At 41.9% G+C, this 25,214-nt stretch carries 24 protein-coding genes; 20 read left to right on the forward strand and 4 right to left on the reverse strand.

Going from position 1 to position 25,214, the window contains the following annotated elements; translation table 11 throughout:
- The first annotated feature begins 26 nt into the window (after positions 1-26).
- From J7I93_RS22720 to J7I93_RS22755, 8 genes are all read left to right on the forward strand, one after another.
- Positions 27-1,445: a helix-turn-helix domain-containing protein gene (locus J7I93_RS22720; protein WP_251025964.1), complete on the forward strand. Its 1,419-nt coding sequence runs from the start codon at positions 27-29 to the stop codon at positions 1,443-1,445.
- A gap of 167 nt (positions 1,446-1,612) precedes the next feature.
- A complete protein-coding gene (locus tag J7I93_RS22725; protein ID WP_214728816.1) occupies positions 1,613-2,569 on the forward strand; it encodes an ABC transporter substrate-binding protein in 957 nt (318 codons plus the stop codon).
- Between the two features lie 137 nt (positions 2,570-2,706).
- Positions 2,707-4,533, forward strand: a complete 1,827-nt coding sequence (locus J7I93_RS22730) for an IucA/IucC family protein (protein WP_214728818.1) — start codon at positions 2,707-2,709, stop codon at positions 4,531-4,533.
- Positions 4,505-6,238 carry an IucA/IucC family protein gene (locus tag J7I93_RS22735; protein WP_214728820.1) on the forward strand — a complete coding sequence of 578 codons (1,734 nt, stop codon included), beginning with the start codon at positions 4,505-4,507 and terminating at the stop codon, positions 6,236-6,238. The genes J7I93_RS22730 and J7I93_RS22735 overlap by 29 nt, the downstream gene beginning before the upstream one ends.
- 1 nt (position 6,239) lies before the next feature.
- Positions 6,240-7,475 (forward strand): AMP-binding protein, encoded by a 1,236-nt coding sequence (locus J7I93_RS22740; RefSeq protein ID WP_214728822.1) that lies wholly within the window; start codon positions 6,240-6,242, stop codon positions 7,473-7,475.
- Entirely contained in the window at positions 7,472-7,750 is a 279-nt protein-coding gene (gene asbD / locus J7I93_RS22745; protein ID WP_214728824.1) for a petrobactin biosynthesis protein AsbD, read from the forward strand. The genes J7I93_RS22740 and asbD overlap by 4 nt, the downstream gene beginning before the upstream one ends.
- Positions 7,743-8,726, forward strand: coding sequence for a DUF6005 family protein (locus tag J7I93_RS22750; protein WP_214728826.1), 984 nt, complete (start codon positions 7,743-7,745; stop codon positions 8,724-8,726). Before asbD ends, J7I93_RS22750 begins: the two co-directional genes overlap by 8 nt.
- The gene (locus tag J7I93_RS22755; RefSeq protein ID WP_214728828.1) at positions 8,723-9,550 is read left to right on the forward strand and encodes a sugar phosphate isomerase/epimerase family protein; all 828 of its coding nucleotides are present in this window, start codon (positions 8,723-8,725) and stop codon (positions 9,548-9,550) included. Before J7I93_RS22750 ends, J7I93_RS22755 begins: the two co-directional genes overlap by 4 nt.
- Positions 9,551-9,679: 129 nt before the next feature.
- On the opposite strand, the gene J7I93_RS22760 is transcribed toward J7I93_RS22755, so the two are convergent.
- Complete coding sequence (locus tag J7I93_RS22760) at positions 9,680-9,904, reverse strand: hypothetical protein (protein WP_214728830.1); 225 nt, start codon at positions 9,902-9,904, stop codon at positions 9,680-9,682.
- 206 nt (positions 9,905-10,110) lie between these two features.
- Between J7I93_RS22760 and J7I93_RS22765 the strand changes: the two genes are divergently transcribed.
- Positions 10,111-10,875: an SDR family NAD(P)-dependent oxidoreductase gene (locus J7I93_RS22765; protein WP_214728832.1), complete on the forward strand. Its 765-nt coding sequence runs from the start codon at positions 10,111-10,113 to the stop codon at positions 10,873-10,875.
- Positions 10,876-10,907: 32 nt separating this feature from the next.
- The gene (locus tag J7I93_RS22770) at positions 10,908-11,213 is read left to right on the forward strand and encodes an ArsR/SmtB family transcription factor (protein ID WP_214728834.1); all 306 of its coding nucleotides are present in this window, start codon (positions 10,908-10,910) and stop codon (positions 11,211-11,213) included.
- A gap of 140 nt (positions 11,214-11,353) precedes the next feature.
- On the opposite strand, the gene J7I93_RS22775 is transcribed toward J7I93_RS22770, so the two are convergent.
- The gene (locus J7I93_RS22775; RefSeq protein ID WP_214728836.1) at positions 11,354-13,087 is read right to left on the reverse strand and encodes an ABC transporter ATP-binding protein; all 1,734 of its coding nucleotides are present in this window, start codon (positions 13,085-13,087) and stop codon (positions 11,354-11,356) included.
- A gap of 127 nt (positions 13,088-13,214) precedes the next feature.
- Here J7I93_RS22775 and J7I93_RS22780 point away from each other — a divergent pair, with 127 nt between their 5' ends.
- From J7I93_RS22780 to aspA, 10 genes are all read left to right on the forward strand, one after another.
- Positions 13,215-13,832, forward strand: coding sequence for a DUF3298 and DUF4163 domain-containing protein (locus tag J7I93_RS22780; RefSeq protein WP_214728838.1), 618 nt, complete (start codon positions 13,215-13,217; stop codon positions 13,830-13,832).
- 323 nt (positions 13,833-14,155) lie between these two features.
- Complete coding sequence (locus J7I93_RS22785; protein WP_214728840.1) at positions 14,156-14,956, forward strand: SDR family oxidoreductase; 801 nt, start codon at positions 14,156-14,158, stop codon at positions 14,954-14,956.
- Positions 14,957-15,086: 130 nt separating this feature from the next.
- Positions 15,087-17,009 (forward strand): BglG family transcription antiterminator, encoded by a 1,923-nt coding sequence (locus J7I93_RS22790; RefSeq protein ID WP_214728842.1) that lies wholly within the window; start codon positions 15,087-15,089, stop codon positions 17,007-17,009.
- Between the two features lie 29 nt (positions 17,010-17,038).
- Positions 17,039-17,488 carry a transcriptional regulator GutM gene (locus J7I93_RS22795; RefSeq protein WP_214728844.1) on the forward strand — a complete coding sequence of 150 codons (450 nt, stop codon included), beginning with the start codon at positions 17,039-17,041 and terminating at the stop codon, positions 17,486-17,488.
- Between the two features lie 16 nt (positions 17,489-17,504).
- The gene (gene srlA / locus J7I93_RS22800; RefSeq protein ID WP_035331648.1) at positions 17,505-18,056 is read left to right on the forward strand and encodes a PTS glucitol/sorbitol transporter subunit IIC; all 552 of its coding nucleotides are present in this window, start codon (positions 17,505-17,507) and stop codon (positions 18,054-18,056) included.
- A gap of 21 nt (positions 18,057-18,077) precedes the next feature.
- On the forward strand, positions 18,078-19,091 hold the full coding sequence (srlE, locus tag J7I93_RS22805) for a PTS glucitol/sorbitol transporter subunit IIB (RefSeq protein ID WP_214728846.1): 1,014 nt from the start codon (positions 18,078-18,080) through the stop codon (positions 19,089-19,091).
- A gap of 85 nt (positions 19,092-19,176) precedes the next feature.
- On the forward strand, positions 19,177-19,542 hold the full coding sequence (locus tag J7I93_RS22810) for a PTS glucitol/sorbitol transporter subunit IIA (RefSeq protein ID WP_214728848.1): 366 nt from the start codon (positions 19,177-19,179) through the stop codon (positions 19,540-19,542).
- An 89-nt stretch (positions 19,543-19,631) separates the two neighbouring features.
- Positions 19,632-20,303: a transaldolase family protein gene (locus J7I93_RS22815; protein ID WP_214728850.1), complete on the forward strand. Its 672-nt coding sequence runs from the start codon at positions 19,632-19,634 to the stop codon at positions 20,301-20,303.
- 19 nt (positions 20,304-20,322) lie between these two features.
- On the forward strand, positions 20,323-21,114 hold the full coding sequence (locus J7I93_RS22820) for a Cof-type HAD-IIB family hydrolase (protein WP_214728852.1): 792 nt from the start codon (positions 20,323-20,325) through the stop codon (positions 21,112-21,114).
- A 344-nt stretch (positions 21,115-21,458) separates the two neighbouring features.
- Positions 21,459-22,889, forward strand: coding sequence for an aspartate ammonia-lyase (aspA, locus tag J7I93_RS22825; protein WP_214728860.1), 1,431 nt, complete (start codon positions 21,459-21,461; stop codon positions 22,887-22,889).
- A gap of 264 nt (positions 22,890-23,153) precedes the next feature.
- Here aspA and J7I93_RS22830 read toward each other — a convergent pair whose 3' ends face one another.
- Positions 23,154-23,462, reverse strand: coding sequence for a nucleotide pyrophosphohydrolase (locus J7I93_RS22830; RefSeq protein ID WP_214728854.1), 309 nt, complete (start codon positions 23,460-23,462; stop codon positions 23,154-23,156).
- Positions 23,459-25,105 (reverse strand): DUF2075 domain-containing protein, encoded by a 1,647-nt coding sequence (locus J7I93_RS22835; protein ID WP_214728856.1) that lies wholly within the window; start codon positions 25,103-25,105, stop codon positions 23,459-23,461. The genes J7I93_RS22830 and J7I93_RS22835 overlap by 4 nt, the downstream gene beginning before the upstream one ends.
- Positions 25,106-25,214: the final 109 nt, after the last annotated feature.

Consider the following 25,214-nt stretch of genomic DNA (forward strand, 5'->3'; position numbering starts at 1 on the left):
TTTATATATCATCGGGAAGAGGCAACTTGGTAAGCGGGAACCAGAGATTGAGGGCAGAAGAGGACAAAAGCTATTTCCTCTCCGATGCCGGCATCCTCACATCGTCTTCTTCTGTTCTTCTTTCCGTCTATTTGCTTTCATGGCCAAAAGAAGGGGACATGCTGTCGGACTTGCTATCCGGTCCCTTAGCAGACCAGGCGCCGGCAAAAATGGTGCCCCTTTGGGAAGGGCTGAAGAAAAGCGATAAAGAAAATTCGATATCGGCAAAATGCCGATTTCAGTCCTTGCTCTGGGAGATGTTGTCCATCCTGACAGACGCGGCCGAAATAGACCGAATGGAAGAGGCAGAGGAACTGATCCGGAACAGCCTGTCCCGGCCATTAACGGTTGCGGAATTAGCTTCTAAAGCGAATATGAGTACGGTAACATTCTCAAGAGCTTTCCGCAAAAGGACCGGAATGACCCCGAAAGAATTTTTGAATGCAGAGCGTATGAAAGCCGCCAAAAAATTGCTCCTCCAAAAGAGAGGAATTACGGGTAAGGAAGTCGCCATGCAAATAGGGCTACAGGATGAATTTTATTTCAGCCGCCTTTTTAAAAGCAAAGAAGAGATACCCCCCTCTGTTTTCATGAAAAGGGTCAATGAGCGAATCGCTGTTGTCAGCCAGTTGTTTCTACAGGATCACCTCATCTCACTCGGAATCCAGCCAGTGGCAGCTCCGTCCTATCCAACCGTCTATCCTGCGAGCAGCGGGGTGCCGAGCTATCTTCAAAAAGAGCTGGAAGGAACTAAATTGCTAAACGCAGAAAAGCCATTTCAGCCGGATGATATTCTGTTGACCCATCCGGACCGCATTATTAAAACACCTTTACATCAGTTCCAGCTTCAAAGTGTGCTGCTTTCAAAGCAGGAACAAGTTCATCATATGCCTTTGAAGCAAGACTGGCGGCAGTATCTTTATGAAATTGCAACGATGGTAGGCTGTGAAAGCCGTGCTGAATGCATAGACAAAGATATTTACTGTTTGGAATGCAAGGTGCGGGATGAGCTGTGCCCATTAACGAAAAAAGGTAAATGGGCTGTCATTTGGATTCGTCCGGAAGGAATACGCCTTTACGGGAAGGGAAACCATGCCTTACTTGATCTTCTTTTTCAAGGTCTGGGGTTCCAGCCGCATCCCGATTTGCATGCTGAGGGTTACCGAAATGTCAGCCTGAAGGAAATTGCGGAATTAAACCCCGACAAGCTTCTCATTTTATGGAGTCATGAAAGGGATGTGTGGAGAACTGCCCATACTCCAGATTGGAATAAAATTCGGGCTGTCCAGACAGGAGATGTCTATTACCCTGAAAGTCATGAGTGGGATCCGTGGGGGCCGATTGGGAGGAAGAGGATTCTGGAGGCTTTTCCGTCCAGCATTCTTAAAGCCAAACTCAAAGCTTAAGAGTTTAGAAGAAAAAAGTTAACTTGTGCAGCTGCAGAATTGCGGCTGTTTTTTTTCTGGGGAAATTCATTTTGTTCATGCAGGAAGTTAAAAAAGTCCATGTTCAGTTATGGTGATAATGATTATCATTGAGAATGAATTTCATTATTGCTTAGGAGGAATCATCCATGAAGAAGTTTTTTGCTCCTTTGAGCATTGTTTTCATGTTATTTTTACTTGTTTTAACAGGCTGTGGGAAAGAAGAGGAAGTGTCTACAGAAGCAGCTGAAAAGAAGGAAAAGGAGAAGACAGAGGAAACAAGAACCGTTGAGCATTTGTACGGTAAAGCAGAAGTCCCTGCTGAACCGAAGAAAGTGATTCTGCTGTCCCACGTTTCATGTGAAGGTTCGCTTGTATCTGTTGGTGTAAAGCCTTATGCAGTGATGGCGTATGATAATGAGTTTCCGCCGCATTTAACAGAAGAGCTTGAAGGTGTAAAGGCACTGCCTTATGCCGATGAAATCAACTCGGAAGAAATAGTAAAGATGGATCCAGATCTTCTTATTATCAGTGATCGCTATAAGCCTCTGTATGATCAGCTGTCTGAAACCATTCCAACCGTTGTGGTAGAAGTGGGCGGCGATTGGAAGGAAGACCATCTGAAAGTAGCCGAAGCGGTCGGCAAGCTTGAAGAAGGAAAGAAAGTGATTGAAGATCTTGAGAAGGAAGCAGAAGAGATTGGAAGCCGTGTTCGTGAAAAAATGGGCGATGAAACATTTATGGCAGTAGCGATTAACAAAAAAGATATTCGTGTATATGGACGTACAAACCATGCAACAAATTCATTATTATTTGATGATTTGAAATTAACACCGGCAGAAAATCTACCTGAGGATTTCGGTGAGAACATTTCGATTGAGGGATTAGCAAAGTATAATCCTGATCATATCCTGGATGTTTCTTATTTCAATAGTGGAGAGTTCTATGATTCTGTCACACAGGGCGAGGTTTGGAAAAGCCTAAAGGCTGTTCAGAATGACAATGTACATACTCTTACTACCACTTGGGGATATTGGGATCCGATTGAGCGCCATAAAGGATTGAAAGAGATTGAATCCTTGCTTTTAAGCGAAAAAAAATCTTAATGAGAGGCTGGGACCTAAATGTGTCCCTGTCTCTTCCATTGGTTGATTTCTTTCATGGAAAGGAATCAAATTTTTTAACTATTATTGAGAATGGTTATCAATTACTAGGTCTAAAGACTCGGTGAAAGGATGGAATTATGCTTCATTCAGCCAAACAAATTGCAGAACATGCCACGTTTCAAGCTTTTATAAATAGTTACTTAAGAGAAGCAAATTGCGGATATTGGATGGAAAGGGAGGAGTGGATCCAGGAGCAGCAGCCGTCAATTCCGCTATCAGGTGACTCTGTTGTGGAGATAGAACTTCCAGGTCAGACCACTGTGTTTGCAGTTGAAGTCATTTACCGATCACGAACTGGAAGGCATTTGATCGGCAGTGCCGTTAAATATTGCAGCCAAAGGCGGGAATGGATTCAGCACGATCGGCTTCCGATGATGATTGCTCTTATCCACGAACTGCACTTAATGGCCAAATCAAATGGCTGCCATGAACTTGCATCTCATTTTGATGAGCTGGTGCTCAGGCTGATTGAGAGCTATCAGATAATGGCTTCCTATGTTGAAGAAAGAATGAATGACAAGATTAGCCTATATTCCGAAGAAAGCACCTTCATTGAAGCCGAGCAATCACTTTTGTTTGGACACTGGCTTCACCCTACACCGAAGAGCAGGCAGGGAATGGCTGGCTGGCAGCATCCGCACTATGCACCGGAGTTAAAAGGCCGTTTTCAGCTTCACTATTTTCAAATAGACCGGGAGTTAGTCAGGGAAGCTTCAGCCAGCCAGAATCGTGCAAGCGAGATCATACTCCATTCATTAAAGAAATCGATTCCGCATCTTACTGTCCCGCATAACAACTGCCTCATTCCGATGCACCCTCTTCAGGCTCAATGGCTGCTTCAGCAAAATCATGTCAGAGAGGCGGTTGAAAAAAATCTTATAAAAGATCTTGGTCCAATGGGAGCCTATTATTCAGCTACCTCTTCCATTAGAACGGTTTACAGCCCGGAAAAAGAATGGATGTTCAAATTTTCCGTTCCGGTAAAAATTACGAATTCATTAAGGACGAACCGGCTTCATGAACTAAGGGCAGGTACCGAAATGACGAAGTTAAAGGATAAGCTTCGTTTTACGGAAAAATATCCATCATTTCGGATAATTGATGATCCGGCCTATATAACAGCTGAATTACCGGGGCAAAAAGAGTCAGGATTCGAGGTCATTATTCGATCCAACCCATTTCCAGAGAGAGAGGATAAGGGGATTAGCTCCATCGCGGCATTGGTTCAGGATCCGCTGCCAGGAGAACGCTCAAGGCTGCAGCGGACGATTGAAAGGCTGGCACAAGCGGAAATGAGAGATCCGCAGGAAATTAGCATGGATTGGTTCGAAAAATATTGGAGATGCTCCATTGAACCTCTTCTCCGATTATATGATGAACATGGGCTTGCGCTTGAGGCCCATCAGCAAAATAGTGTCCTGGATCTATCATCGGGCTATCCGGAAGCTTACTATTACCGTGATAATCAAGGTTATTATCTATCAAACTCTTATAGGGGAAATTTATGCGAACTGCTGCCGTCATTGGCAAAATGCCCGGAACTATTTTATGAGGATGATCTCATTCAGGAAAGATTCACGTATTACCTATTTATGAATCAGCTCTTTTCTGTGATTTGCCGATTCGGGCAGGACAGTCTCTTTAGTGAAGATCTTTTGATTGAATGGTGCCGTGAACAGCTTGGCCATCTTGAAAAGGAGCTGTCTAGACAGGGGAAAGCATTCATCGCCCATATCCTGCACTCAGAAAAGCTGGCCTATAAAGCTAACCTGTTAACCCGTTTCCATGACGTGGATGAACTGCTGGCAAAGAATGAACAAGCAGTGTACACCTATATCCCAAATCCTTTTGCCATTAGTAAGAAGGAGGAGAACTATGCAGAAGCTGCATCCGCTGCCGTCTAAAAAGGCAGAAAGAAGAGTCATCAGACAGTTATTGGAAGCTGTTCTTTTTGAGGGGTTGATGGACTATGAAAAAACAGCTATCCGGCCGGAAGATCCTTTAGTAAGCTTCACCATTTACGGAAATCAGCGTACTTACTGCTGTGAGGGAAGCATTGCTGCGTTTGACCGTGTGCGGCTAAAGGAAGGCAGCATCCGCTCCGTGCAAAGCGATAGTTCCCGCACTGAAACGAGTATTGAGGAGCTGGCGGAGGACCTCGTGCCTGATCCTGATAAAAGAAGCATGCTTATTCACGAGCTGCAGCAAACCGTTCAGCTATGCGAATGGAATGAAACCCATCTAATGCCATCTCCTTCAAGGAGAACATTCAGCTATGAAGAGCTGGAATCTGAAATATGGGAAGGACATCCCTATCATCCTTGTTTTAAGGCAAGGACCGGATTTTCACTTGAAGACCATGCTGCATTTGGGCCGGAAGCAGGTCAGTCTTTTGCACTGCAATGGACAGCGGTAAGACGGGAGCATTGCCAAATTGCTCTCCTTGAGGATGAAAAGGAATTCTGGGAGAGGGAGCTGGGTCCTTTCATGCTCGGCCAGCTGCTGATGGAGCTGCATGAGATGGGAAAAACCTTTGAAGAATACACCTTTCTGCCAATTCATCCCTGGCAGGTAAGGCAGATAAAAGATGAACTGGATCAAGGAGATGTCGTTCTGTTTAAAAGCAGCGGGGATTCTTATCGGGCAACCCAGTCAGTCCGAACGCTATGGAACGTGACAAATCCGGAGAAGGCTCATTTAAAACTATCCATGAATATGGTGAATACCTCTTCGCTAAGAACATTGGACACACACGCCATCTGTGCTGCTCCCCATATTTCCAACTGGATAGCAGATACGGTGGAAGGAGATCCATTTTTAAAGGAAGAGGCTTCCCTGATCGTTTTGAAGGAATATGCAGGGGCTGCCTATCAGCCAAAAGGGGGAGAAACACAGAGCAAACTGGGAGCTATTTGGCGCGAAAGTGTTCGCCTCTATCTAGAAGAGGATGAGGAGGCTGTGCCATTTACGGCACTGCCGTTAATGGAGAGGGACGGTTCCTTATTTATCGATAAATGGCTAAAACACTATGGAATTGAAAACTGGTTAAAAAGGCTATTGGAAGTAAGTGTGGTTCCGGTCTGGCATCTGCTCGCAGCCCATGGCCTTGCTGTGGAGGCGCACGCCCAGAATATGATCCTCCTTCATAAAAATGGCTGGCCAACACGTGTTGCTTTAAGAGACTTTCATGACAGTACGGAGTATCATCACGACTTTTTGGAAAAGCCCAGTCAGGTTCCTGACTTTACAGAGATTCATGAACAGTTTAAAAATGGCGGGGAAGATGAGTTTTATTGGATGTCTTCCATTGAAGCACTAAGAGAGCTAGTAATGGATACATTGTTTGTTTTTCATTTAACAGAACTGTCTTTTGCACTTGAAGAGCATTACGGCTACAGCGAGAGCAAGTTTTGGAGGCTGGCTGGCGAGGCGCTGGCCGGGCACTTGAGCTGCTATCCGGAACTGATTTTCCGAAATTACCTTCTGCAGCATACAGCACCAATGATTTATGCTGAGTCGCTGCTGAAAAGGAAGGTCCGAAAAGAAGAGGCTGGCGGGTTTCGCCATCTTGTTACAAACTCTTTAGCACACGATCAAAAGGAGAATTGAGATGTTTTTTGTAAATGATCAGTACTATACGCTGGATGATCTTGAGAGACAATATACGGTATTTGAAAGTTTTCCGCATTTGAAAGATTGCCGGAATAGGAGATTGGCTGTTTGTTTGCCGGATGCTTTTCAATGGCTTGCACTCTGTTTATTTGTACGAAAAAAAGGTGGATCCATTGTACCTATTCATCCTTCTGTACCGAAAGAAGGTGCCATCCGGATGGCGAGCAAGGCAGGAAGCCATTTTCTCCTTTATGAGAATATCCACTTACCAATCCACTTGTCACAGCAAATAAATGACAAGGAGGGTGTGCTGGTGCAAATGAGTTCAGGTACGACCGGGGATCCTAAGTGCATTGAACGCACGTGGGACTCGATTGAGAACGAGCTTGAAAGCTATGTTTCGGTCTTGCCGGCTGATTATCAGACAACTTCGGTCGTTGCCTGTCCGATTACCCACTCCTATGGCTTGATCTGCGGGGTGTTTGCATGCTTAAGGCGTGGATCAGAACCGGTCATTCTGACGAACATGAATCCTAAGTATGTGCTGAAAAAGCTGAAGGAACATCCCAAGCATATTCTTTACGGAGCTCCTGCACTGCTGCATACTTTAACGCGCCTAATGCGTAATGGGCAGCGGTTTGAGGCCGTGATGACATCAGGTACGCTCATGCCTGCAGGCTGGATGGAATCATTAAAGAAGGTTTCAAATCGAGTGCTTCAGCAATATGGCTGTTCTGAAGCGGGATGTGTGGCCATTCATCCGGATGTGAGTGACACACGTGAAATGGGCTATCCGCTTCCGCACGTTAAAGTGGAGGCCGGGAGCATCCAAAATCCTGGTGAAATTATCATTCATGATTCGGAAAAAACAATTTATACAAAAGATCTTGGCTATATAGAAAATGGTGTTCTGACATTTCTGGCAAGAATGGATGACACCATTAATGTAGCAGGTTTGAACGTTTATCCGCAGGAAGTAGAAGACGTCCTGATGGAAGAACCAAGAATTATAGAGGCAGTTGTTTATAAAAAGGTCCATCCGCTTTCAGGGGAAAGAGTTTGTGCACAGTATGTCCGCTCCGAATCCATTGATGAACAGGAACTGAGGGAATGGTGCAGAGAATATCTCGCCCCATACCAAGTTCCAATAGAATTTAAGCAGGTGGAAGAGATCGAAAAGCTGCCGAACGGAAAGATCAGCCGGAAAAGGCTGGGGGAAGGAGTGCTGGCATGATAAGACAAGAGATCTTACAGGTAATCTATGACATTTTACAGCATCAATTAGAGCTTCCTTCCATGGAGTCTTTCCATGAAGATGCGCGTTTAAATGAGGACTTGTATATGGACTCTATTATGATTCTGCAGCTGATCCTTCACCTGGAAGTAGATTTGGGCTTCGATATTCCGGATGAAATGCTTGTACCAAAAGATTTCAGGACGGTAGGAAGCTTGGCTGATTTTTTGGAGCGCCAGCAGGAGCCAGCTGCAGCGGAGGGATCTTATGATTAAAGTTCATTGCTTTGTAAGCTGTGTGTGTGAAGCAGTCAAAAAGACAGAAGGTACCGATCACCGACCGTATTACTTCGGAGTATGGGATGCCGATTTCGATGTGCTTGAAAATGGAGTGTTAACGTATCATTCCAAGCGAATCGACCATGATTTTTTTCACCAGTGGTATGAAATGCTCTATGGCATCAAGCTTCATAAATGGTACGACGAAAAGCAAAGCAAGCAGGAAAATATGGAGGAAATGCTGAGATTGCTGGAAAGCAAGAAGCCCCATCAATATTTAATGGTGATGCTGGATCTGTCAAAGCTTCCTGAAAGGGAAAATAAATTTCATCAAAGCCCATTTCCCCATTATGTAATGCTGGAAATGACGGAAAACGAAGAAGAATGGTTTATGTATGATCCGGACTTTCGCTGGGAAGGAGTTATTCCAAAAGACCGGATACTGGCTGCCATTGAGGATCCTTCTGCTGAAGGCGGCTATTTCTTTGATGCATCGGCTATTATTCCGCCATCTGCAGAAACGGTTGAAGCGTATTTTAACACATGCATCAAGCATGACTGCAACCCGATGACAGATGCTGTCGCAAAGATCATCGAGCTTTATGCTGCAGGAGAAGAAAAGTATCCGCTGTCAGGATTGAGACAGGCTTTAAGGGAATTGCCTGTTCTCGCTATCCGAAAGTACGCATATGAACATGCTTTTGCGTTTTTCTGGGAATCGCTTGGCTATGATGATGAAGGCTTTGAAGACTGGTGTAATGACATCGAAAGGCTTGTGAATGGCTATACGACGATCCAATACCGGGTCATGAAGCTCGCTATGACCGGAAACATAGAGATAAAGGACGAAATCACAGCCAAACTTGAGGAACAGAATATCTTGGAATTTAAAATAAAAAGAGGGCTGCAGGAATGCTTTGAAGCCTGGTCCGAACAACAGCAAAAGCATAAAATGAAGGAGGCAATTCTATGAAACTCTCTCTTTGCACCATCTCATTTCGCCACCATCTTCAGTCCATTGACCAAATTGCCCACTGGGCCCAAAATCATGGGTTCCAAGGGATTGAACTATGGGGTGTTCATGCTAAAAATCTGGCGGAAGATATCCATTATGGAAGTGAGTGGCTGAGCTCCTACGATCTGGAAACGAGCATGCTGAGTGATTATTTGCCGCTGGATGCGCCTATTCCTGTATTAATAGCGGAAATGAATGAGCTTTGCTCGCTGGCTCATCGATGGGGAACGAATAAAATACGGACGTTTGCGGGAAGCAAAGGCAGTGCGGATATCAGCAGATTGGAGCGAATCGAACTTGTTTCCCGCATGAAGATGCTCTGCAAAATGGCTGAAGCTGAAGGACAGCAAATTCTTGTGGAGACGCATCCGAATACCCTAACAGACAACCCGTCTTCCACTCTTCAGCTGCTTGAAGAAACAGACCATCCTGCACTTCGGGTCAATTTTGATGTCCTTCATATATGGGAATCAGGTGTGGATCCAATCTATGCACTAAAACAACTGAGGCCATATGTCTCACATTTCCATTTTAAAAATATTGAATCACGTTCCCAGCTTGACGTGTTTGCTCCTAATAATGTGTATGCAGCAGCCGGAAGCAGGGAAGGAATGGTTTCATTATTTGAAGGTGCCGTAGACTACCGGATGCTTTTAAGAGAAGCAGCCGAAATGATTGAGATGGAAGCTTCACTGGAGTGGTTTGGGCCGAATGTGAAAGACATATTGGCAAAAGACAGCAGGGAGATTAAGAAAGTTCTTCAGCTTGAAGAAGCGAAGTAGATAACTGTTTAGAAAGAAAAAATTCAATCAAACGTTTGATTGAAAGGGGATAGACGCAGTGCTGATGCGGATGGACGCATGTAGCTGCGTCTTTTTGATGAAAATTAATTGATGGATGATTATGGAGGGTTAATGGCTGCTGATTGCTTTTTCTATCGCAGCGGCGGCAGAATCAATGGTAGGATAGGATTCTGACTTTAAGGTTTCTGTATAGGTAATCTCAAATGAATGAGACTCTTTCAAATAACAGACAGTCAAAACCTGAGAATGGTTTTTAGAAAAGCTTTGGGTTATTTGGCTATCACAAAAATATTTTAACGTTTCAAGCATGTTTTTCGTTTGATCAAATGGCATAGTTCCCAGCCTCCTTTTTTGTAACCAGGAAGATCTTAATTCCATTATAAGGAATCTACTTGTTGTTTAAAATGGATAATTTGTCATATTTTATCACAAAAACCAAGAAAGAATCGTAGAGTAGTGATTGACTGCAGGCTACTCCCCGATTATTATATGTTTAAACGCTTAAACATTTAAACGTAATGAACTGGAGGCTATTATAAATGGCAAAAACAGCATTGATAACAGGAGCAACAAGCGGATTGGGGCTTGAATTTGTTAAGCTATTCGCGAAAGATGGCTTCAATTTGGTTTTGGTTGCAAGAAATGAACAAAAGCTTATGGAAGTAAAAGAGGCGTTTAATCATATAGAAGTAACAATTATTTCAAAAGATTTAAGTGTTCCGGGGGCTGCTAGAGAAGTCTATGACGAAATTGGAAAAAGGAATATAAGCATTGATGTACTGGTGAATAATGCTGGATTTGGCCTGATGGGGAATTTTGATGAATTGGACTTGCAAAAACAGATAAATATGATTCAATTAAATATAACTGCATTGACAGAGTTAACCTGTTACTTTCTTCCGGCAATGAAGGAGAGGAACAGCGGAAGAATACTAAATGTAGCAAGTACCGCCGCTTTTCAGCCTGGTCCGCTCATGGCTGTCTATTATGCGACAAAAGCTTACGTTCTATCTTTCTCAGAAGCGCTGGTGGAAGAGCTATCCGATTATGCTATAACGGTTACGACGCTTTGCCCGGGTGCAACGAAAACAAACTTTGGTTCAGTGGCTAGTGTGGAAGGAACGAAAATGTTCAGTCGTTCCATGCCAGCTGATGTTGTAGCTAAATTGGGATATGAGGGGTTAATGAGCGGAAAGCGGGTCCTGATTACAGGAGGCATTAATAAAATTGGGGCACTAAGTGCAAAGTTTTTACCAAGAAGTGTGGCAGCTAAAGTTGCCAAGTATGTAGCAGGAGAAAAATGATTTCTTGCTGTGGGATAGAGGGGGAGAATAACATGTCACAAAAAGCCATCGATGTATTCAGGGCATGTATCCCATTGTTTCATGCCTTAAGTGATCCGGCTAGGCAGGATATCATTTTATTGCTGGCAGAGAAGGAACCGCTTAGTGTAAATGAAATTGCTGAGCAATCCAATTTGTCCCGTCCGGCCATCTCTCATCATTTAAAAATCATGCGTGACAATAACCTTGTAAAAATTGAACAGAAAGGGACTCAGCGGTATTACACTTTATCATTAGACCAGAGTGTAAACCAATTAAAGCAGCTGATCCAGATTGTTGAGAGCGAGTGTATTTTATAGCTTGCTCTTTTTTGTTCGCATACTATTTGCTGGCAGAAAAGGGAGCTGCCCATAAACACGGGAATAAGGAAAAGTGGTTTACTCAGTTCAGACTAGCTTTTTAAACGGAAAAGGCCAGTCTCTGATAGACTGGCTCCTTATTATGCAAGCTGCTGCTCCGCAAACTCGCGGTATAGTGAATGTGATTGCGCCAATTCATAATGAGTACCGATGCCTGTGATCCGGCCGTTTTCGATAAAGACAATTTTATCAGCATTAACGATGGTGGAAAGGCGGTGGGCGATGACAAAGGTTGTCCGGCCTTCCATTAAGCGGGTCAGTGCCTGCTGGACGATGCTTTCTGACTGGCTGTCGAGGCTTGCGGTTGCTTCGTCCATCATTAAAATTTTAGGGTCACGCAAGAATGCGCGGGCAATCGCGATTCGCTGACGCTGTCCTCCTGAAAGCTTCACACCCCGTTCGCCAACTTCTGTATCAAGCCCTTTCGGAAAGGCTTCGATAAATTGATCCGCGTAAGCCATTTTTGCGACTTTCCATAAACGATCATCCGGGATGCTTTCTTTATTTTCCAGCCCATAGCATAAATTCTCACGGAGGGTTCCTGCCATCATGGCGCTTTCCTGTGACACATAGCCGATTTGGCTGCGCAAGGAATTAAGAGAAATCTGCCGGATCGGAGTGTCGCCAATTTTAATTTCTCCGGCAGTTGGTTCGTAAAATCGTTCCAGCAATCCAAACATCGTCGTTTTTCCGCCGCCGCTTGGTCCTGCAAAAGCAATCATTTGGCCAGGCTGAGCTTCCAGTGAGACGTTTTCGAGGACGGGCTCCTCTTCACTGTAGGAAAAAGATACATTTTCAATGGTTATAGGCAGGCTGCTAATATCCATTACAATGCCATCCTGTCCTTCCTCCAGCGGCTGCTCGAGAATCTCGATAATCCGCTCGGTTGCTCCCTTGGCTTTTTGCAGCTGGGTAAAGAACATCGCGAACGAAGTGATTGGCATAATGATCTGGAACAAATAGAGCAAAAAGGCAACAAGAGAGCCGGTGGACATTGTTCCGCCCGCGACACGCATGCCTCCATAAGCAATAATCATGACAATGACAACCATCATGATCAGGTACATTGCCGGTCCGATCATCGCAAAAATGCGCGCTTCCCTTAATCCGAAACCAAGTAGTTTATCAATGCCGCCCATGCCTTTTTCTTCTTCAATTTGTTCTGCAGTCGAAGACTTCATTAAGCGAATTTCACTGAGCGTTTGCGTGATATGGCCGGTAAAAGTGGCCGTCTCATCCTGAAGCCCGCGCGATATCTTTGCCATTTTTCGGCCAAGAGGAATCATAATTGCCAATGTGATTGGAACAGAAATGAGCATAAGCAAAGTCATTTTCCAGTCCATCACGAGTAAAATCGCGATCGCACCAATGATGCTAATGATGCCAGTGATAAATTGCGGAAAATGATTGGAAATTAGGTCCCGAACAATGCTTGTATCATTTATGACCCGGCTAACGGTTTGCCAGCTCGAATGTTTATCAAAATAACGAACCGGCATACGGATCAGCTTGACCCACATCCGGTCGCGCAGCCGTGCCACTACTTTCTGGCCGACATAGCTGAGCAGGTAAATAGAAATTCCGCTGATGATGGCTTGAATAATAAAAGCGGCGCCGATTCCGATGATGAGCGGAACGCTTAAGGATTCCACAGAAAAACCGTCCACGAGATTTTTTGTCAGCAGCGGGACAACAAGTCCGGTTAGTGTTGTTAAGATACTGGCTGCTAACCCGATGATGAGCGCGGTCTTTGGTATTTTTGTTGATAAGATGAGTGAAATGAATGGTTTTAAGCTGGTTTGGTGCTTTTTCATTTGGGTGCTCCTGTCTTGTGATTATTAAGCTTTCATTATATACCATTAAAACTTCCATTTCCTGCTATGCACCCTTTAGCCCATCCGCTGAATAGGATGTGTTAAAACCCAAAAAGGATGGATTGCCGTGGCGGTTAATTTTCCAGTAGGCATTAGAACGATGACAATCAGCAGCGGGCCGACTAAAGTGGTTTATTATCCACGTGTGACCGGGATGCAAAACAAGCAGCTGCAGCATTTTATCAACAGCACGATTGTTAGAGAAAACCGGCAGCTCATTAACGAACAAACAGGAAATATGGATACAACGGTAGTGGATTTGTATGGATATTATGAGGTGAAAAATAATCAGCGTGATGTACTGAGCTTGTCTTTGAACAACTATGTATATCATTTTCATGCTGCTCATGGGATGACGGTTATAAAATCTTTGACGTTTGATCTGCAGAAGGGGACGCAGGTGGCACTGAAGGATTTATTTAAACCGGGAAGCGACTATGTAAAACGGATTTCAGACTTGATTGCTGTACAGATCAAGGAGCGTGACATCCCGCTCCTGGTGGATTTTACTGCTATTAAGCCGGAGCAGGATTTTTATATTGCAGACAAAGCGCTGGTCGTCTATTTCCAGCTCTATGAAATCACGCCATATGCTTATGGATTCCCGATGTTCCCAATATCGGGTTATGACTTGCAGGATATTATTGATGAGAATGGATCGCTGGGGAGGATGGCGGTGAATTGATGGTTGGAGGAAGGATGCTGCTGAGGTGGCGTCCTTTTTTGTGTTTTAGGAAAATACATGTCTTGAATATGTGAGCAACCTATCCTCATTCGTTAGGATTGCATTATTTGAACATAGACTTGTTTATTAAAAAATTATTAATAAAATATAAAAAAAACGTCTGCTTGCCAAGTGTTCCACACATTAAAAAGCAGCGTTTTTTATTATAGCAACCGTTTTCACTTTTCTGTGAAAAAGAGTGTATTAATCTTATCCTTCCATGTACCTATACTTAAATCATAAATGAAACCGCTTTACATAATGGGTAGTAGGAGGAGAAAAATATGAGTGGTTCTTGGCTTAAACTAGAAGGAAAAGTAGCAATAGTAACGGGTGGTGCCTCTGGTATCGGCCTGCAAATTACAGAAGAATTGATTAAGAACGGAGCTAAAGTTGTCGTGTCTGATATAAATGGCGAAAATGGACAGCAGGCAAATGGTTCATATTTTATTAAATGTGATGTAACTAAAAAAGAAAGTGTTGACCAAATGGTAGCCCAAACTGTTGATTTATTTGGTTCAGTGGACATCCTTGTAAATAATGCCGGTATAAACTTGCCTCGCTTGTTAGTGGATGCAGTTGGAGAAAGACCAGAGTATGAACTAAGTGAGAAAGATTTTGATCTTATGGTAGCTGTTAATCAAAAAGGCCCATACCTGTGTTCACAAGCAACTGCTAAAGAAATGGTTAAACAAAATAAGGGAGTTATTATAAATATTGCTTCAGAAGCTGGCCAGGAAGGTTCTGCCGGGCAAAGCTGCTACTCTGCGACAAAAGGGGCCATCATTTCATTTACACGTGCATGGGCAAAGGAACTGGGTAAGTTTAACATCCGTGTTGTAGCTGTTGCTCCTGGAATTTTGGAAACAACAGGTTTAAGAACGCCAGCTTATGAAGAGGCTTTAGCCTACACAAGGGGTGTTACAGTCGATGGATTGAATACTGATTATAGCAAGTCTATTCCATTGGGGCGTGAGGGTCAGCTTAAAGAAGTTGGTGATTTAGTCTCTTATCTGGCTTCAGACCGTTCAAGTTATGTTACAGGCACAACTGTTAATATTTCCGGCGGAAAATCCAGGGGCTGATTCAATGGAAAAAGCATATTAGATAGATGATTGATGGAGAATATCGGAAAAAATCCAAAAAAGATAACATTATTTTCATTATTCCGATATAATTTATACCATTCATTTTAACGGAGGAGGTGGTGATGACATGTCTGATGTAAGTATAGATGAACGAGTCTTTCAAATCATTGAGCTGGTCAGGAAAAAAACTTTCTGTCCATTAGACTATCTGGCAGAAGCAATTGGTGTAAGCACTCGAACGATTCGAAATTATATTAAACAGCTTAATAGTGACTTATATGGTATAGCGGTGCTGGAGAATGAGAGAGGTAAGGGGTACTGGCTGGACATTAAGGATGAACAGATGTTTGAAGAGTTCATTGAAACATTTAAATCAGAAAAAGCTATGCTGGATTCACCACAGCGCCGGATTGCTTTTATCATTGACCATTTAATAAACAGCGATGAAACGAATACCCTGGATGAATTAGCTTTTGCTATGAATATTGGAAAGACTACGCTTGTAAATGAATTAAAAAAAGCGGCAGTTTCCTTAGAAACATATAATCTATCCATACGCGGGAAACAAAACAGCGGAATGTATTTAACCGGCAGTGAGCTGGATATGCGCTTTTTTATTCTTGATAACGTGTATGACTACCTATATAGCGAATATCCTCTAGACGAGGATATTAAGGAAGAAGTAATTAGAATCACTCAGCAGCATGATTTGGAATCGTCTACGCAAGATCGATTAATGAAGTCAATCATTGTAATGCTGGATCGATTTTTAAAAGGTCATTCCATTGAAAAAATAAGTGATAAGCATAATAGGCTATTGAAGACAAAGGATTATCAGATTGCTCTAGAGATAGCGGAAACAATAGAGAAACAGCTTCCAATCAGGATTCCTAAGCAGGAAATATTATTTATCACGATTCCCATTGCAGGCAGAAGAACTCCAACGAATACTCGAAGCATGGCCGATATCACCATTACTGAGGATATAAAAACCCTTCTAAACTTAATTATGGAACAGCTGGGATTTGAAAAGGAAATAGTCCTGGAAAATGAAGAGTTTTTTAAGGATCTGCAATACCACTTAACTTTTATGTTAAACCGTCTCATGTTTAACATCCGTATAGATAATCCGCTGCTTGCAGATGTGAAGGAGAAGTATCCTGTTGCATATAAAATGGCAGAAATAGCTGGTCAGGTAATTGAAAGTGAATATGAGGTAAAGGTCTCAGATGATGAACTTGGATATATAGCCTTTTATTTTGGAGTGTTTATTACTCAAAATGATGTAAAAACCAAACGATTGAAGCAGGTTGCTGTCATCTGCGGCACAGGCAGGGGAACAGCCAAGCTGGTGGCGATACAGCTCCAGCGTGTCCTGAATCCTAATACTCAAATCGACCTTTTTTCTGAGTCAGAAGCTTCAAAAGAGTTATTGGATCATTACAATATTGTATTTACAACGGTGAAGCTTGAATTTGAAACTGATGCTCCAATCATTATGATTGACGAGATATTCAATGAAAATAGTGTTTCCAAACAAATTGAAAAAGTGACCTATCTGCAAAAATTTAAGCTTAAAGATGAGGGCCAGCATAATTCACTAATGAAGCTGTTAATTAATAAAGATAAGTTTTTTCTCTTGGACAGCAGCAAAAGCTATCAAGAAAATGTGATGGACATGGTTGATCATTTAGTGGATAAAGAATACTTGGATGCGGGATTTAAAGAAAGATTAAAAGATAGAGAAGCCAAAGGATCGATGGTATTTGATCGGTACATAGCTTTGCCGCATACCAGTAATACCGCAACAGACAAAATTGAATTGGCGCTGGGGGTCTTTCCGCAAAACGTCCTGGCTGACGGAAAAGAAATTAAACTGGTCTTTTTATTAGGGATTCCAAAGCAAATAGATTATGATGCAAGCCTCTTAGTTAAAATTTATGACGAAATCATCAGGATTGCAGCTGACGATCAGCTAATCGATCAGATGGCACACTCATCCAGCTATGAGGAGTTAGGCAAATGCCTGGTGTATGCAAGCAGGTCGTAATTCAATCAAATGGTAGGAAGTGAACAGCAATGAATATTTTAGTGATCATGATTTTTATCGCAGGAGCATTTCTGATTCAAATGGGACTTGGGTTTCTGCAAATAAAGCATTTTTCAAATTCCTATGCGGAGTTGAGAAGAATAGGCAAAGTTGCCATTGGCAAGAAACCTGGGAAGTTTCGAGCTGGAACCATTGTCCTTTTTGCCGTTTCAAATAGCGGAAGAATCTTAAAAGCTCAAAAAATGCAAGGGGTTACCATCATGGCAAAGGTTAAGGATTTGCCAGGTTTTGAAGATAAAAACATCAGAACGTTAAAAGAGGAGGATTTGGCCCATTGCAATAAGCTCTTGAAGCAAGCCATCCTCGATGCGGCATCCAATTATAAGACGATCATGAGCGGAGGAGTTATTCCTGAAAAGAGTAGTCTTTTTAAGAACATGATGCTGAAGGCTGAACGTGCTGTTACTGTAAAAAAATAATAAGAGGTGAAAGATAATGGATTTTATCATCAAATTTGCTGAAGGCTTTATGAAATTATTTCAAACTGGCGCTGATGTTTTCATTTCATGGATGACCGGCATTGTCCCAGTTGTATTACTTTTAATTGTTGCAATGAATACCCTGATACAAATTATTGGAGAAAAACGTATTAACAGGCTGGCAAAGGCATCATCGAAAAACCCTCTATTAAGATATATGGTTCTTCCGTTTGTTGGTTCCTTCATGCTTGGTAATCCGATGGCATTGTCTTTGGGACGTTTTTTACCTGAAAAATATAAGCCAAGCTACTATGCATCTGGAGCTTATTTCTGCCATACAAGCAATGGTTTATTCCCGCATATTAACCCTGGTGAACTATTTATCTTCCTTGGTATTGCAGCAGGAATTGAAACACTAGGTTTCAGTACAGCAGAATTGGCTGTCCGCTACCTCCTGGTTGGTCTTGTTATGAACTTCTTTGCTGGATGGATTACGGACTTCACAACAAAAATGGTTGAAAAACAACAGGGAATTAAATTAAAAACAGAAGTTAAATTAAATCACTAGGATTTAGAGGGGGTTAAGGAAATGGCTGAATATCGTTCTATTAAAGTTGTAAAAGGCAGTGGAGGGTTCGGAGGTCCGCTGACGATTACTCCTACAGATAAAAGAAATAAAATTGTCTATATTACAGGCGGCGGTTCAGAGCCTGATATTGTTGAGAAAATTGCAGAGTTAACAGGTGCTGAGCCTGTGAATGGGTTCCAAACCTCTGTACCAGATGAGGAAATCATGGTTGCCATTATTGACTGTGGCGGTACACTGCGCTGCGGAATTTATCCGCAAAAACGCATTCCAACGATTAATATTATGCCGACAGGCAAAACAGGCCCTTTGGCTAAATTTATCACTGAAGATATTTATGTATCTTCTGTTGGGAAAGATCAAATTGAACCTGCGGATGATGCAGAAGTGCATGTAGCTGCAGCGGCAGAAAAGCTTCCTGAGCCGGAAAAAGAATATAAGTACAGCACAGATAAAAAGATTTCCCAAACGCTGGCTGCCAATAAAAATAAAAGCATCATAACTAAGTTTGGCTTAGGTGCCGGAAAAGTTATAAATACTTTCTATCAGGCTGCACGTGATGCTGTTCAAACAATGATCAACACCATTATACCATTCATGGCCTTTGTATCCTTATTAATTGGGATTATCCAGGGATCAGGAATTGGAAATGTATTTGCTGATGTCATGGCTCCTTTGGCAGGAAACATTTGGGGACTGATATTGATTGGCTTCATTTGTTCGTTGCCATTCTTATCTCCATTGCTCGGACCAGGTGCGGTTATCGCACAGGTTATTGGTACGTTAATCGGAGTGGAAATTGGCAAAGGTAATATTCCGCCAAACCTTGCTCTTCCTGCTTTGTTTGCTATTAACACTCAAAATGCCTGTGACTTTATTCCAGTAGGTTTAGGGCTGGCAGATGCTGAACCCGAAACAGTAGAAGTCGGTGTGCCATCTGTTCTTTATTCTCGTTTCTTAATAGGGGTCCCTCGGGTGTTCGTAGCCTGGCTGGCCAGCTTCGGATTATACGAATAAGAAATTAGTAAGCAGTTCTATAACTATACTAAATTAGAAGTAGAAGGAGGCGTTAAAGCACAACTTCTTGTTGATGCTAATGCTTATGAAAAAAATTTATGAAAACAAAATAAAAAATGTGGGTCCATTTGCTAATACATTCCTTGAAGAGAAAATGTTTATTTTATTCGGTAATGAGGCTCCCCAAGATCTAAAAGATTTCTGCTACAACATAGATGTTGTAAATGCTGATGGAGAAATTAAAGAAGGCCAAAAGCTGCTTATTAATGATGATGCTTTTGAAATTACGGCTGTTGGCAATCTTGTGCAGCGTAACCTTACTACTCTTGGCCATATTACATTAAGGTTTGATGGGATGACAGATGCTGAGCTTCCAGGAACCTTATACTTAGAAAATAAAGAAATCCCTCCTATTGATTTAAATACTGAATTAAAGATTGTTAGTGAATAATTAGGCAGATGATTAACCTCTGCTGATTTAACAAACAAAGAGGCTTAATCTATTAATGGTTAAGTCTCTATTTTATGAGGAGGATAAAAATGAGACTTTACATAGACTCTGCAAATGTTGAGCAAATATGTCATCTAAATGAGTATTATCCGATTGCCGGGGTTACAACAAATCCATCTATTCTTGTCAAAGAGAATCGCCCTTTCTTGGAAGTTCTGAAAGAAATTAGAGAAGTTATTGGCGAGGAGAAAGAGTTATTTGTGCAGTTAATTGGAGAAACCGCTGAAGAAATGATAGAAGAAGCGAATTTTTTAATGAGGGAGTTAACTGGCAAAGTAGCAGTAAAAATTCCTGTAACAGAGGAAGGGCTTAAGGCGATTAAAATTTTGTCTGCAGCAAATATCCCCGTACTGGCGACTACAATCTATACTTCTTTTCAGGCACTTATGGCAGCCTTGGCAGGTGCTAAATATGTGGCACCTTATGTGAACAGGATTGATAATTTAACCGGTAACGGTGTAAAAGTAGTATCAGAGATTGCTCAATTCTTTGAAAGCTACAAGTTATCTACAGAAATTCTTGCAGCGAGCTTTAAAAATGTCCAGCAAATTCATGATGTTTGTCTGGCAGGCGCGGAAACGGTAACTGTCAGCCCTGACCTCATCGAAAAATTCATTGCTTTTCCTGCTACAGCTTCTGACGTGACAGTATTTAAAACGGAATGGCAGAAAGCCTATGGAACAGATTTAATCTATTCTTAAAAAGAAAGCAGGGAGAAAAATGATTGAGAAACAGGTGGTATTTTTTGATTTAGACGGCACACTTTTAACAAGTGACTTAAAAGTAGCAAGCAGTTCAATTGAGGCGATTCATAGGATACGAGAGCAAGGGGTAGAGCCTGTTATTGCTACGGGAAGAACGATAATGGAAATAGGATATGTTATGGAAGAAACAGGAATACGTTCCTGTGTAGCTATGAATGGCCAATATGTTCTTTATGAGGGTGAAATAATATATGAGAACCCACTAGATGTAAATGAAGTGAAAGCATTGCATGAAGGATCTTTCCTGAAAGGACATGAACTGGCTTTTTACAACGCAGAAAACATTACGGTTACTGCCGGCGATTCAGATTTAATTACGAAGAACTATGAGCGGGTAGGCGGGGTGTATCCGCCAATAGATGATCGTCTATACTTAAATGAGACTATTCATCAAATGCTGATATTCTGTGAAGAAGGGGAAGAAGCCTTTTATCAGGAGCGTTTTCCTTACTTCCAATTTGTAAGGAACTCTCCGTTTGGCTGCGATATTTATCCTGCGGGTACTTCTAAAGCAACCGGAATTGAGAGGCTGCTCTCATTAAAAAACATATCTAGAGAGTCAACCTATGCTTTTGGGGATGGATTAAATGACTTGGAAATGTTCCAGCTAGTTCAACACCCCATTGCAATGGGGAATGCTTTAGATATTGTAAAACAGTCTGCTAAATATGTAACACATTCACATGATGAAAATGGTATTTTGAAAGGTTTGGAGCTGTGTGGTTTACTAAGTCGTAAAGCGGTTTAGATAGTAAAGGGTAATCATGGAGGCCAGAGCTAAACGGCCTCCTTTTGTGTTTCTCAAATTTGTACATCAAGATTAATGGATTTGTATGGGCAAATTCTTCAGTCCTGGAAGATTTAACATAAGCCGCAGTCCCTAAATTTGAAAGAGTGCCATCCTAATAGACAAAAGAGAAAATTTTTAAAAATTGAAGTGCCTGTCCTCAAATTGTATATGGGAACAGGCACTTTTTTACTTATCCAATAATCATTGCTTATTCCCCCAAACCGCATTATAGTGAATACGAAGGATTAGTCATTAAAAACCTATATATATCTGAAAGGTTTATATAAAGGAGAATGAATGAAATGCTAGCAGCAAAGAACAGCTACAGAATTGAAAAAGATTTTCTTGGCTCTAAGGAAGTTCCTGCCGATGCCTATTATGGCGTTCAGACTCTTCGTGCAGTTGAAAACTTTCCGATTACCGGCTACAGAATTCATCCGGAGTTAATCAAGGCAATGGCGATGGTGAAAAAGGCGGCGGCCATGGCGAATATGGAAGTTAAGCGGCTTTACTCAGGCATCGGAGACGCGATCGTCCAGGCAGCGGATGAAATGATTGAAGGAAAGTGGCATGATCAGGTCATTGTTGACCCGATTCAGGGCGGTGCCGGAACGTCTATTAATATGAATATGAATGAAATTCTTGCTAACCGTGCGATTGAACTAATGGGCCATGAAAAAGGCGATTATACGCATTGCAGCCCGAATACACATGTCAATATGTCACAATCAACGAATGATGCCTTTCCGACAGCGATGCATATCTCTGTTTTAAATCTGTTGGATCAATTAATCCCGACAATGGAATATATGCATTCGGTTTTCCTTGAAAAGTCAAAGGAATTCAATCATGTGATTAAAATGGGGCGGACTCATCTTCAGGATGCGGTTCCGATCCGGCTTGGCCAGGAGTTTGAAGCATACAGCCGTGTCATTGCACGGGACATTAAGCGAATTAAACAATCCAAACAGCACTTATATGAATTAAACATGGGGGCAACGGCAGTTGGAACCGGACTAAATGCCAGCCCTAAATATATTGACTTAGTCGTGAAGCACATTGCCGACATCAGCGGATTGCCATTTACAGGAGCAGAACATCTTGTAGATGCAACGCAGAATACGGATTCTTATACAGAAGTCTCCGGAGCATTGAAAATCTGCATGATCAACATGTCAAAAATCGCGAATGACTTACGGTTAATGGCTTCTGGTCCACGGGCTGGGCTTGGAGAAATTTCACTTCCTGCCAGACAGCCGGGTTCTTCCATTATGCCGGGAAAAGTAAACCCTGTGCTGCCTGAGCTTATCAACCAGGTTGCTTTCCAAGTGATCGGCAATGATCACACCATCTCTCTTGCATCTGAAGCCGGACAGCTTGAATTGAATGTCATGGAGCCAGTCTTGATTTTTAACCTTCTTCAATCGATCAGCATTATGAATAATGCTTTTAATACTTTTACTGAGCATTGTGTAAAAGGAATCGAAGCCAATGAAGACAGGCTGAAGGAATATGTAGAGAAGAGTGTTGGCATCATTACCGCGGTTAACCCTCACCTCGGATATGAAGTAGTATCCAGAATTGCGAGGGAAGCTATTTTAACTGGATCTCCAATCAGGGAACTATGCTTAAAATATGATGTTTTAACAGAAGAAGAGCTTGATTTAATATTAGATCCATATGAAATGACGGATCCTGGCATCGCAGGTGCTGCGCTGCTGGAAAGAGACTAAATGGAAGTGCCTGTCTCCACATGCTTTGTGGGGACAGGCATTTTTGTGTGCGTTATTGAACGAAGTTTTTATTATTTGAGCGGCTTGGTGTTTCATTAATCCTTTTCGGCGACCATCTTCCCGGGATTTCATTTGATATGGTCTTCATGAACCCTTAAAATTAGTGCCTGACCACACATACATGGCACCACAACATATATCAAATATCAAACTTCAAACAGTATACTACTGTCACTCTCCCAAAGGGTATTAAGAAGCCTCTCCCTATCTATCCCCAACCGGATACTTCATCCCATTCTTCAAAATCTTCTCTTCCACAATCTTTTTGACATCCAACCCGAGGTCGGAACATAGCATGAGTGAGTAGATCAAAACATCAGCGATTTCTTCACGGATGTTTTCTTTATTTTCTATAAGTGCTTCTTCGCTGCTGATCCATTGAAAGTCTTCCAGTAGTTCTGCTGCTTCGATTGAGATGGAGATGGCGAGATCCTTAGGATTGTGGTATTTTCTCCAGTTTCGTTCATCTCTAAATTCATTGATGGATTGAATTAGGCTTTGGATATCGCTCATGATTTTTTTCTCCTTTGTAACTCGAGTAGTTTCTGTCTTAATTTTGGGTCTGTTGCATAAATATAGAGGCCGTGGATGCCTCGTTTCATTAGGACGTTAATAGAATTTAATATAATTTCCTCTTTGATTGCCTGGTTCTTTTCAGTTGACAGATCTGTACGAGATATGAATGCACCTGTATCTTTGTATTTGGATGGATCTATAAACAGTTTATCTTTTTGTTCATCATAGCTTACAGATGGGCCAAGGATAACGCCAACGTAATTCAGGTCAAATCCCTGAACGGTATAAATTGAGCCAACCTCTTTAATGGAATCCGGATTTTCCGCCCATGTCACATTATCCTGTGTGCTATTCCAAGGCATGTTGATTCCTTCTTCATCGACAATGTACGTCTTCTTATCTTTTTTATGTAAATAATCAAAGGTCGAGACAATTCGAGAAAGGCCGACTTCATCATTTTTGTTTTCAATTGCGGCCTTAAATGTCCCAGCCTCTTCAAAGATTTTAAGCTCAAAAGAGGAGTCTTCTTTGGATGGAAAAGGTAATATTTCCTTTGCCACAAAGCGGTCGATCCACTGAATTGTTTCGGGATTCGCATTCATTCTCATTTGGTCAGTAAGCTTGACAGTTTTCGCATTATACTGGTTTATGATTTCCTCGAGCAGCCTATCGTTCCAATAGCTCTTAATCTTAAGCACTTGTTTTGGATCAAAGATGACAATGGTGATTTTACTGCGTTTAATGATCTCATCCAGCTGGTTTTGATAGCGGAAATTGTTGTAGGAATCTTCTTTTGTCAGAAGCAGATGAGCTTCGTCTATTAAAACAATATCTGCAGTTGCTCCAGTCTTACTTTTTTCATTAATAAACGGTGTTGGTTTCATGAGGCTCTTTTTCTTTAAATTAGGCAAGCTGTTAGCAATGCTCTTATAGGTTTTCAGCATCTCACCGTGATTCACCAGCAAGTAATTGTCGGTACAGTGTAGAGGAGAACTATCATCCTTAGCCAAATCCTGAATCGTATTAAACAGGGAACTTAACAAAACACTTTTGCCTGTGCCGGCATCTCCTTCGATCGCAATAACATGATTTCCTTCCTTCTGGATATGTTCAAAACAGAAATCCAGGATTTCATATTTTATATCGAGCTGTTGTGGTGAGAGCTCCTTATAGGGAGACAACTTATAAATGTCTTTGTTCCTTAGGTTCTCAAGGGTATCGCTCACAATCCTCTCTTCTCTAAGCTTTTCCCAAATCACTTGAAAAAGTTCTTCATTATAAAAGGCCTTTTCATAGTAATTATGCATCACTCGGGATCTGGTCTGGGAGACATTTTGCAGCTGGTAGTGGTTGTCGGCAATAATATAGTTAATCAGATTCGACTCAATATTGTAAGTCGCCGATTGATTAAATTTCTCATGTCCAATTAAGATAGTGCGGTTTAAACTCTTCCTCCTTTTATCCTCTATATGATTCTTCAGCCTCCGTGCAGCTTGGACAGTTTGTCCGATGTATGCAGACGGCCGTTTGTTTTCGTTATAAAGTATATAAACAATCGGATAGTTGTTTAAATGCAGCGTCTTTACAGTATGCACCTGGTCGGGAGTAAAATCTCTTTTTTCAAACACAAGCTCATTCATTGGTTCGCCTCTGTATCATTTTTAAATAATAGTATCATATTTTAGAAGGTTATTAACAAATATTGGGCAAGGATACCGTTGCCTGACCCACTGGCCTTGCATTAATGTA

Source organism: Bacillus sp. ISL-47, from assembly GCF_018613175.1.
In the GTDB taxonomy this organism is placed as follows: Bacteria; Bacillota; Bacilli; order Bacillales; family Cytobacillaceae; genus Cytobacillus.

Coding starts and splice junctions, on each gene's coding strand:
- J7I93_RS22725 (WP_214728816.1), top strand. CDS start 1,613: ATGAAGAAGTTTTTTGCTCCTTTGAGCATTGTTTTCATGTTATTTTTA.
- J7I93_RS22730 (WP_214728818.1), top strand. CDS start 2,707: ATGCTTCATTCAGCCAAACAAATTGCAGAACATGCCACGTTTCAAGCT.
- J7I93_RS22735 (WP_214728820.1), top strand. CDS start 4,505: ATGCAGAAGCTGCATCCGCTGCCGTCTAAAAAGGCAGAAAGAAGAGTC.
- J7I93_RS22740 (WP_214728822.1), top strand. CDS start 6,240: ATGTTTTTTGTAAATGATCAGTACTATACGCTGGATGATCTTGAGAGA.
- asbD (WP_214728824.1), top strand. CDS start 7,472: ATGATAAGACAAGAGATCTTACAGGTAATCTATGACATTTTACAGCAT.
- J7I93_RS22750 (WP_214728826.1), top strand. CDS start 7,743: ATGATTAAAGTTCATTGCTTTGTAAGCTGTGTGTGTGAAGCAGTCAAA.
- J7I93_RS22755 (WP_214728828.1), top strand. CDS start 8,723: ATGAAACTCTCTCTTTGCACCATCTCATTTCGCCACCATCTTCAGTCC.
- J7I93_RS22760 (WP_214728830.1), bottom strand. CDS start 9,904: ATGCCATTTGATCAAACGAAAAACATGCTTGAAACGTTAAAATATTTT.
- J7I93_RS22765 (WP_214728832.1), top strand. CDS start 10,111: ATGGCAAAAACAGCATTGATAACAGGAGCAACAAGCGGATTGGGGCTT.
- J7I93_RS22770 (WP_214728834.1), top strand. CDS start 10,908: ATGTCACAAAAAGCCATCGATGTATTCAGGGCATGTATCCCATTGTTT.
- J7I93_RS22775 (WP_214728836.1), bottom strand. CDS start 13,087: ATGAAAAAGCACCAAACCAGCTTAAAACCATTCATTTCACTCATCTTA.
- J7I93_RS22785 (WP_214728840.1), top strand. CDS start 14,156: ATGAGTGGTTCTTGGCTTAAACTAGAAGGAAAAGTAGCAATAGTAACG.
- J7I93_RS22790 (WP_214728842.1), top strand. CDS start 15,087: ATGTCTGATGTAAGTATAGATGAACGAGTCTTTCAAATCATTGAGCTG.
- J7I93_RS22795 (WP_214728844.1), top strand. CDS start 17,039: ATGAATATTTTAGTGATCATGATTTTTATCGCAGGAGCATTTCTGATT.
- srlA (WP_035331648.1), top strand. CDS start 17,505: ATGGATTTTATCATCAAATTTGCTGAAGGCTTTATGAAATTATTTCAA.
- srlE (WP_214728846.1), top strand. CDS start 18,078: ATGGCTGAATATCGTTCTATTAAAGTTGTAAAAGGCAGTGGAGGGTTC.
- J7I93_RS22810 (WP_214728848.1), top strand. CDS start 19,177: ATGAAAAAAATTTATGAAAACAAAATAAAAAATGTGGGTCCATTTGCT.
- J7I93_RS22815 (WP_214728850.1), top strand. CDS start 19,632: ATGAGACTTTACATAGACTCTGCAAATGTTGAGCAAATATGTCATCTA.
- J7I93_RS22820 (WP_214728852.1), top strand. CDS start 20,323: ATGATTGAGAAACAGGTGGTATTTTTTGATTTAGACGGCACACTTTTA.
- aspA (WP_214728860.1), top strand. CDS start 21,459: ATGCTAGCAGCAAAGAACAGCTACAGAATTGAAAAAGATTTTCTTGGC.
- J7I93_RS22830 (WP_214728854.1), bottom strand. CDS start 23,462: ATGAGCGATATCCAAAGCCTAATTCAATCCATCAATGAATTTAGAGAT.
- J7I93_RS22835 (WP_214728856.1), bottom strand. CDS start 25,105: ATGAATGAGCTTGTGTTTGAAAAAAGAGATTTTACTCCCGACCAGGTG.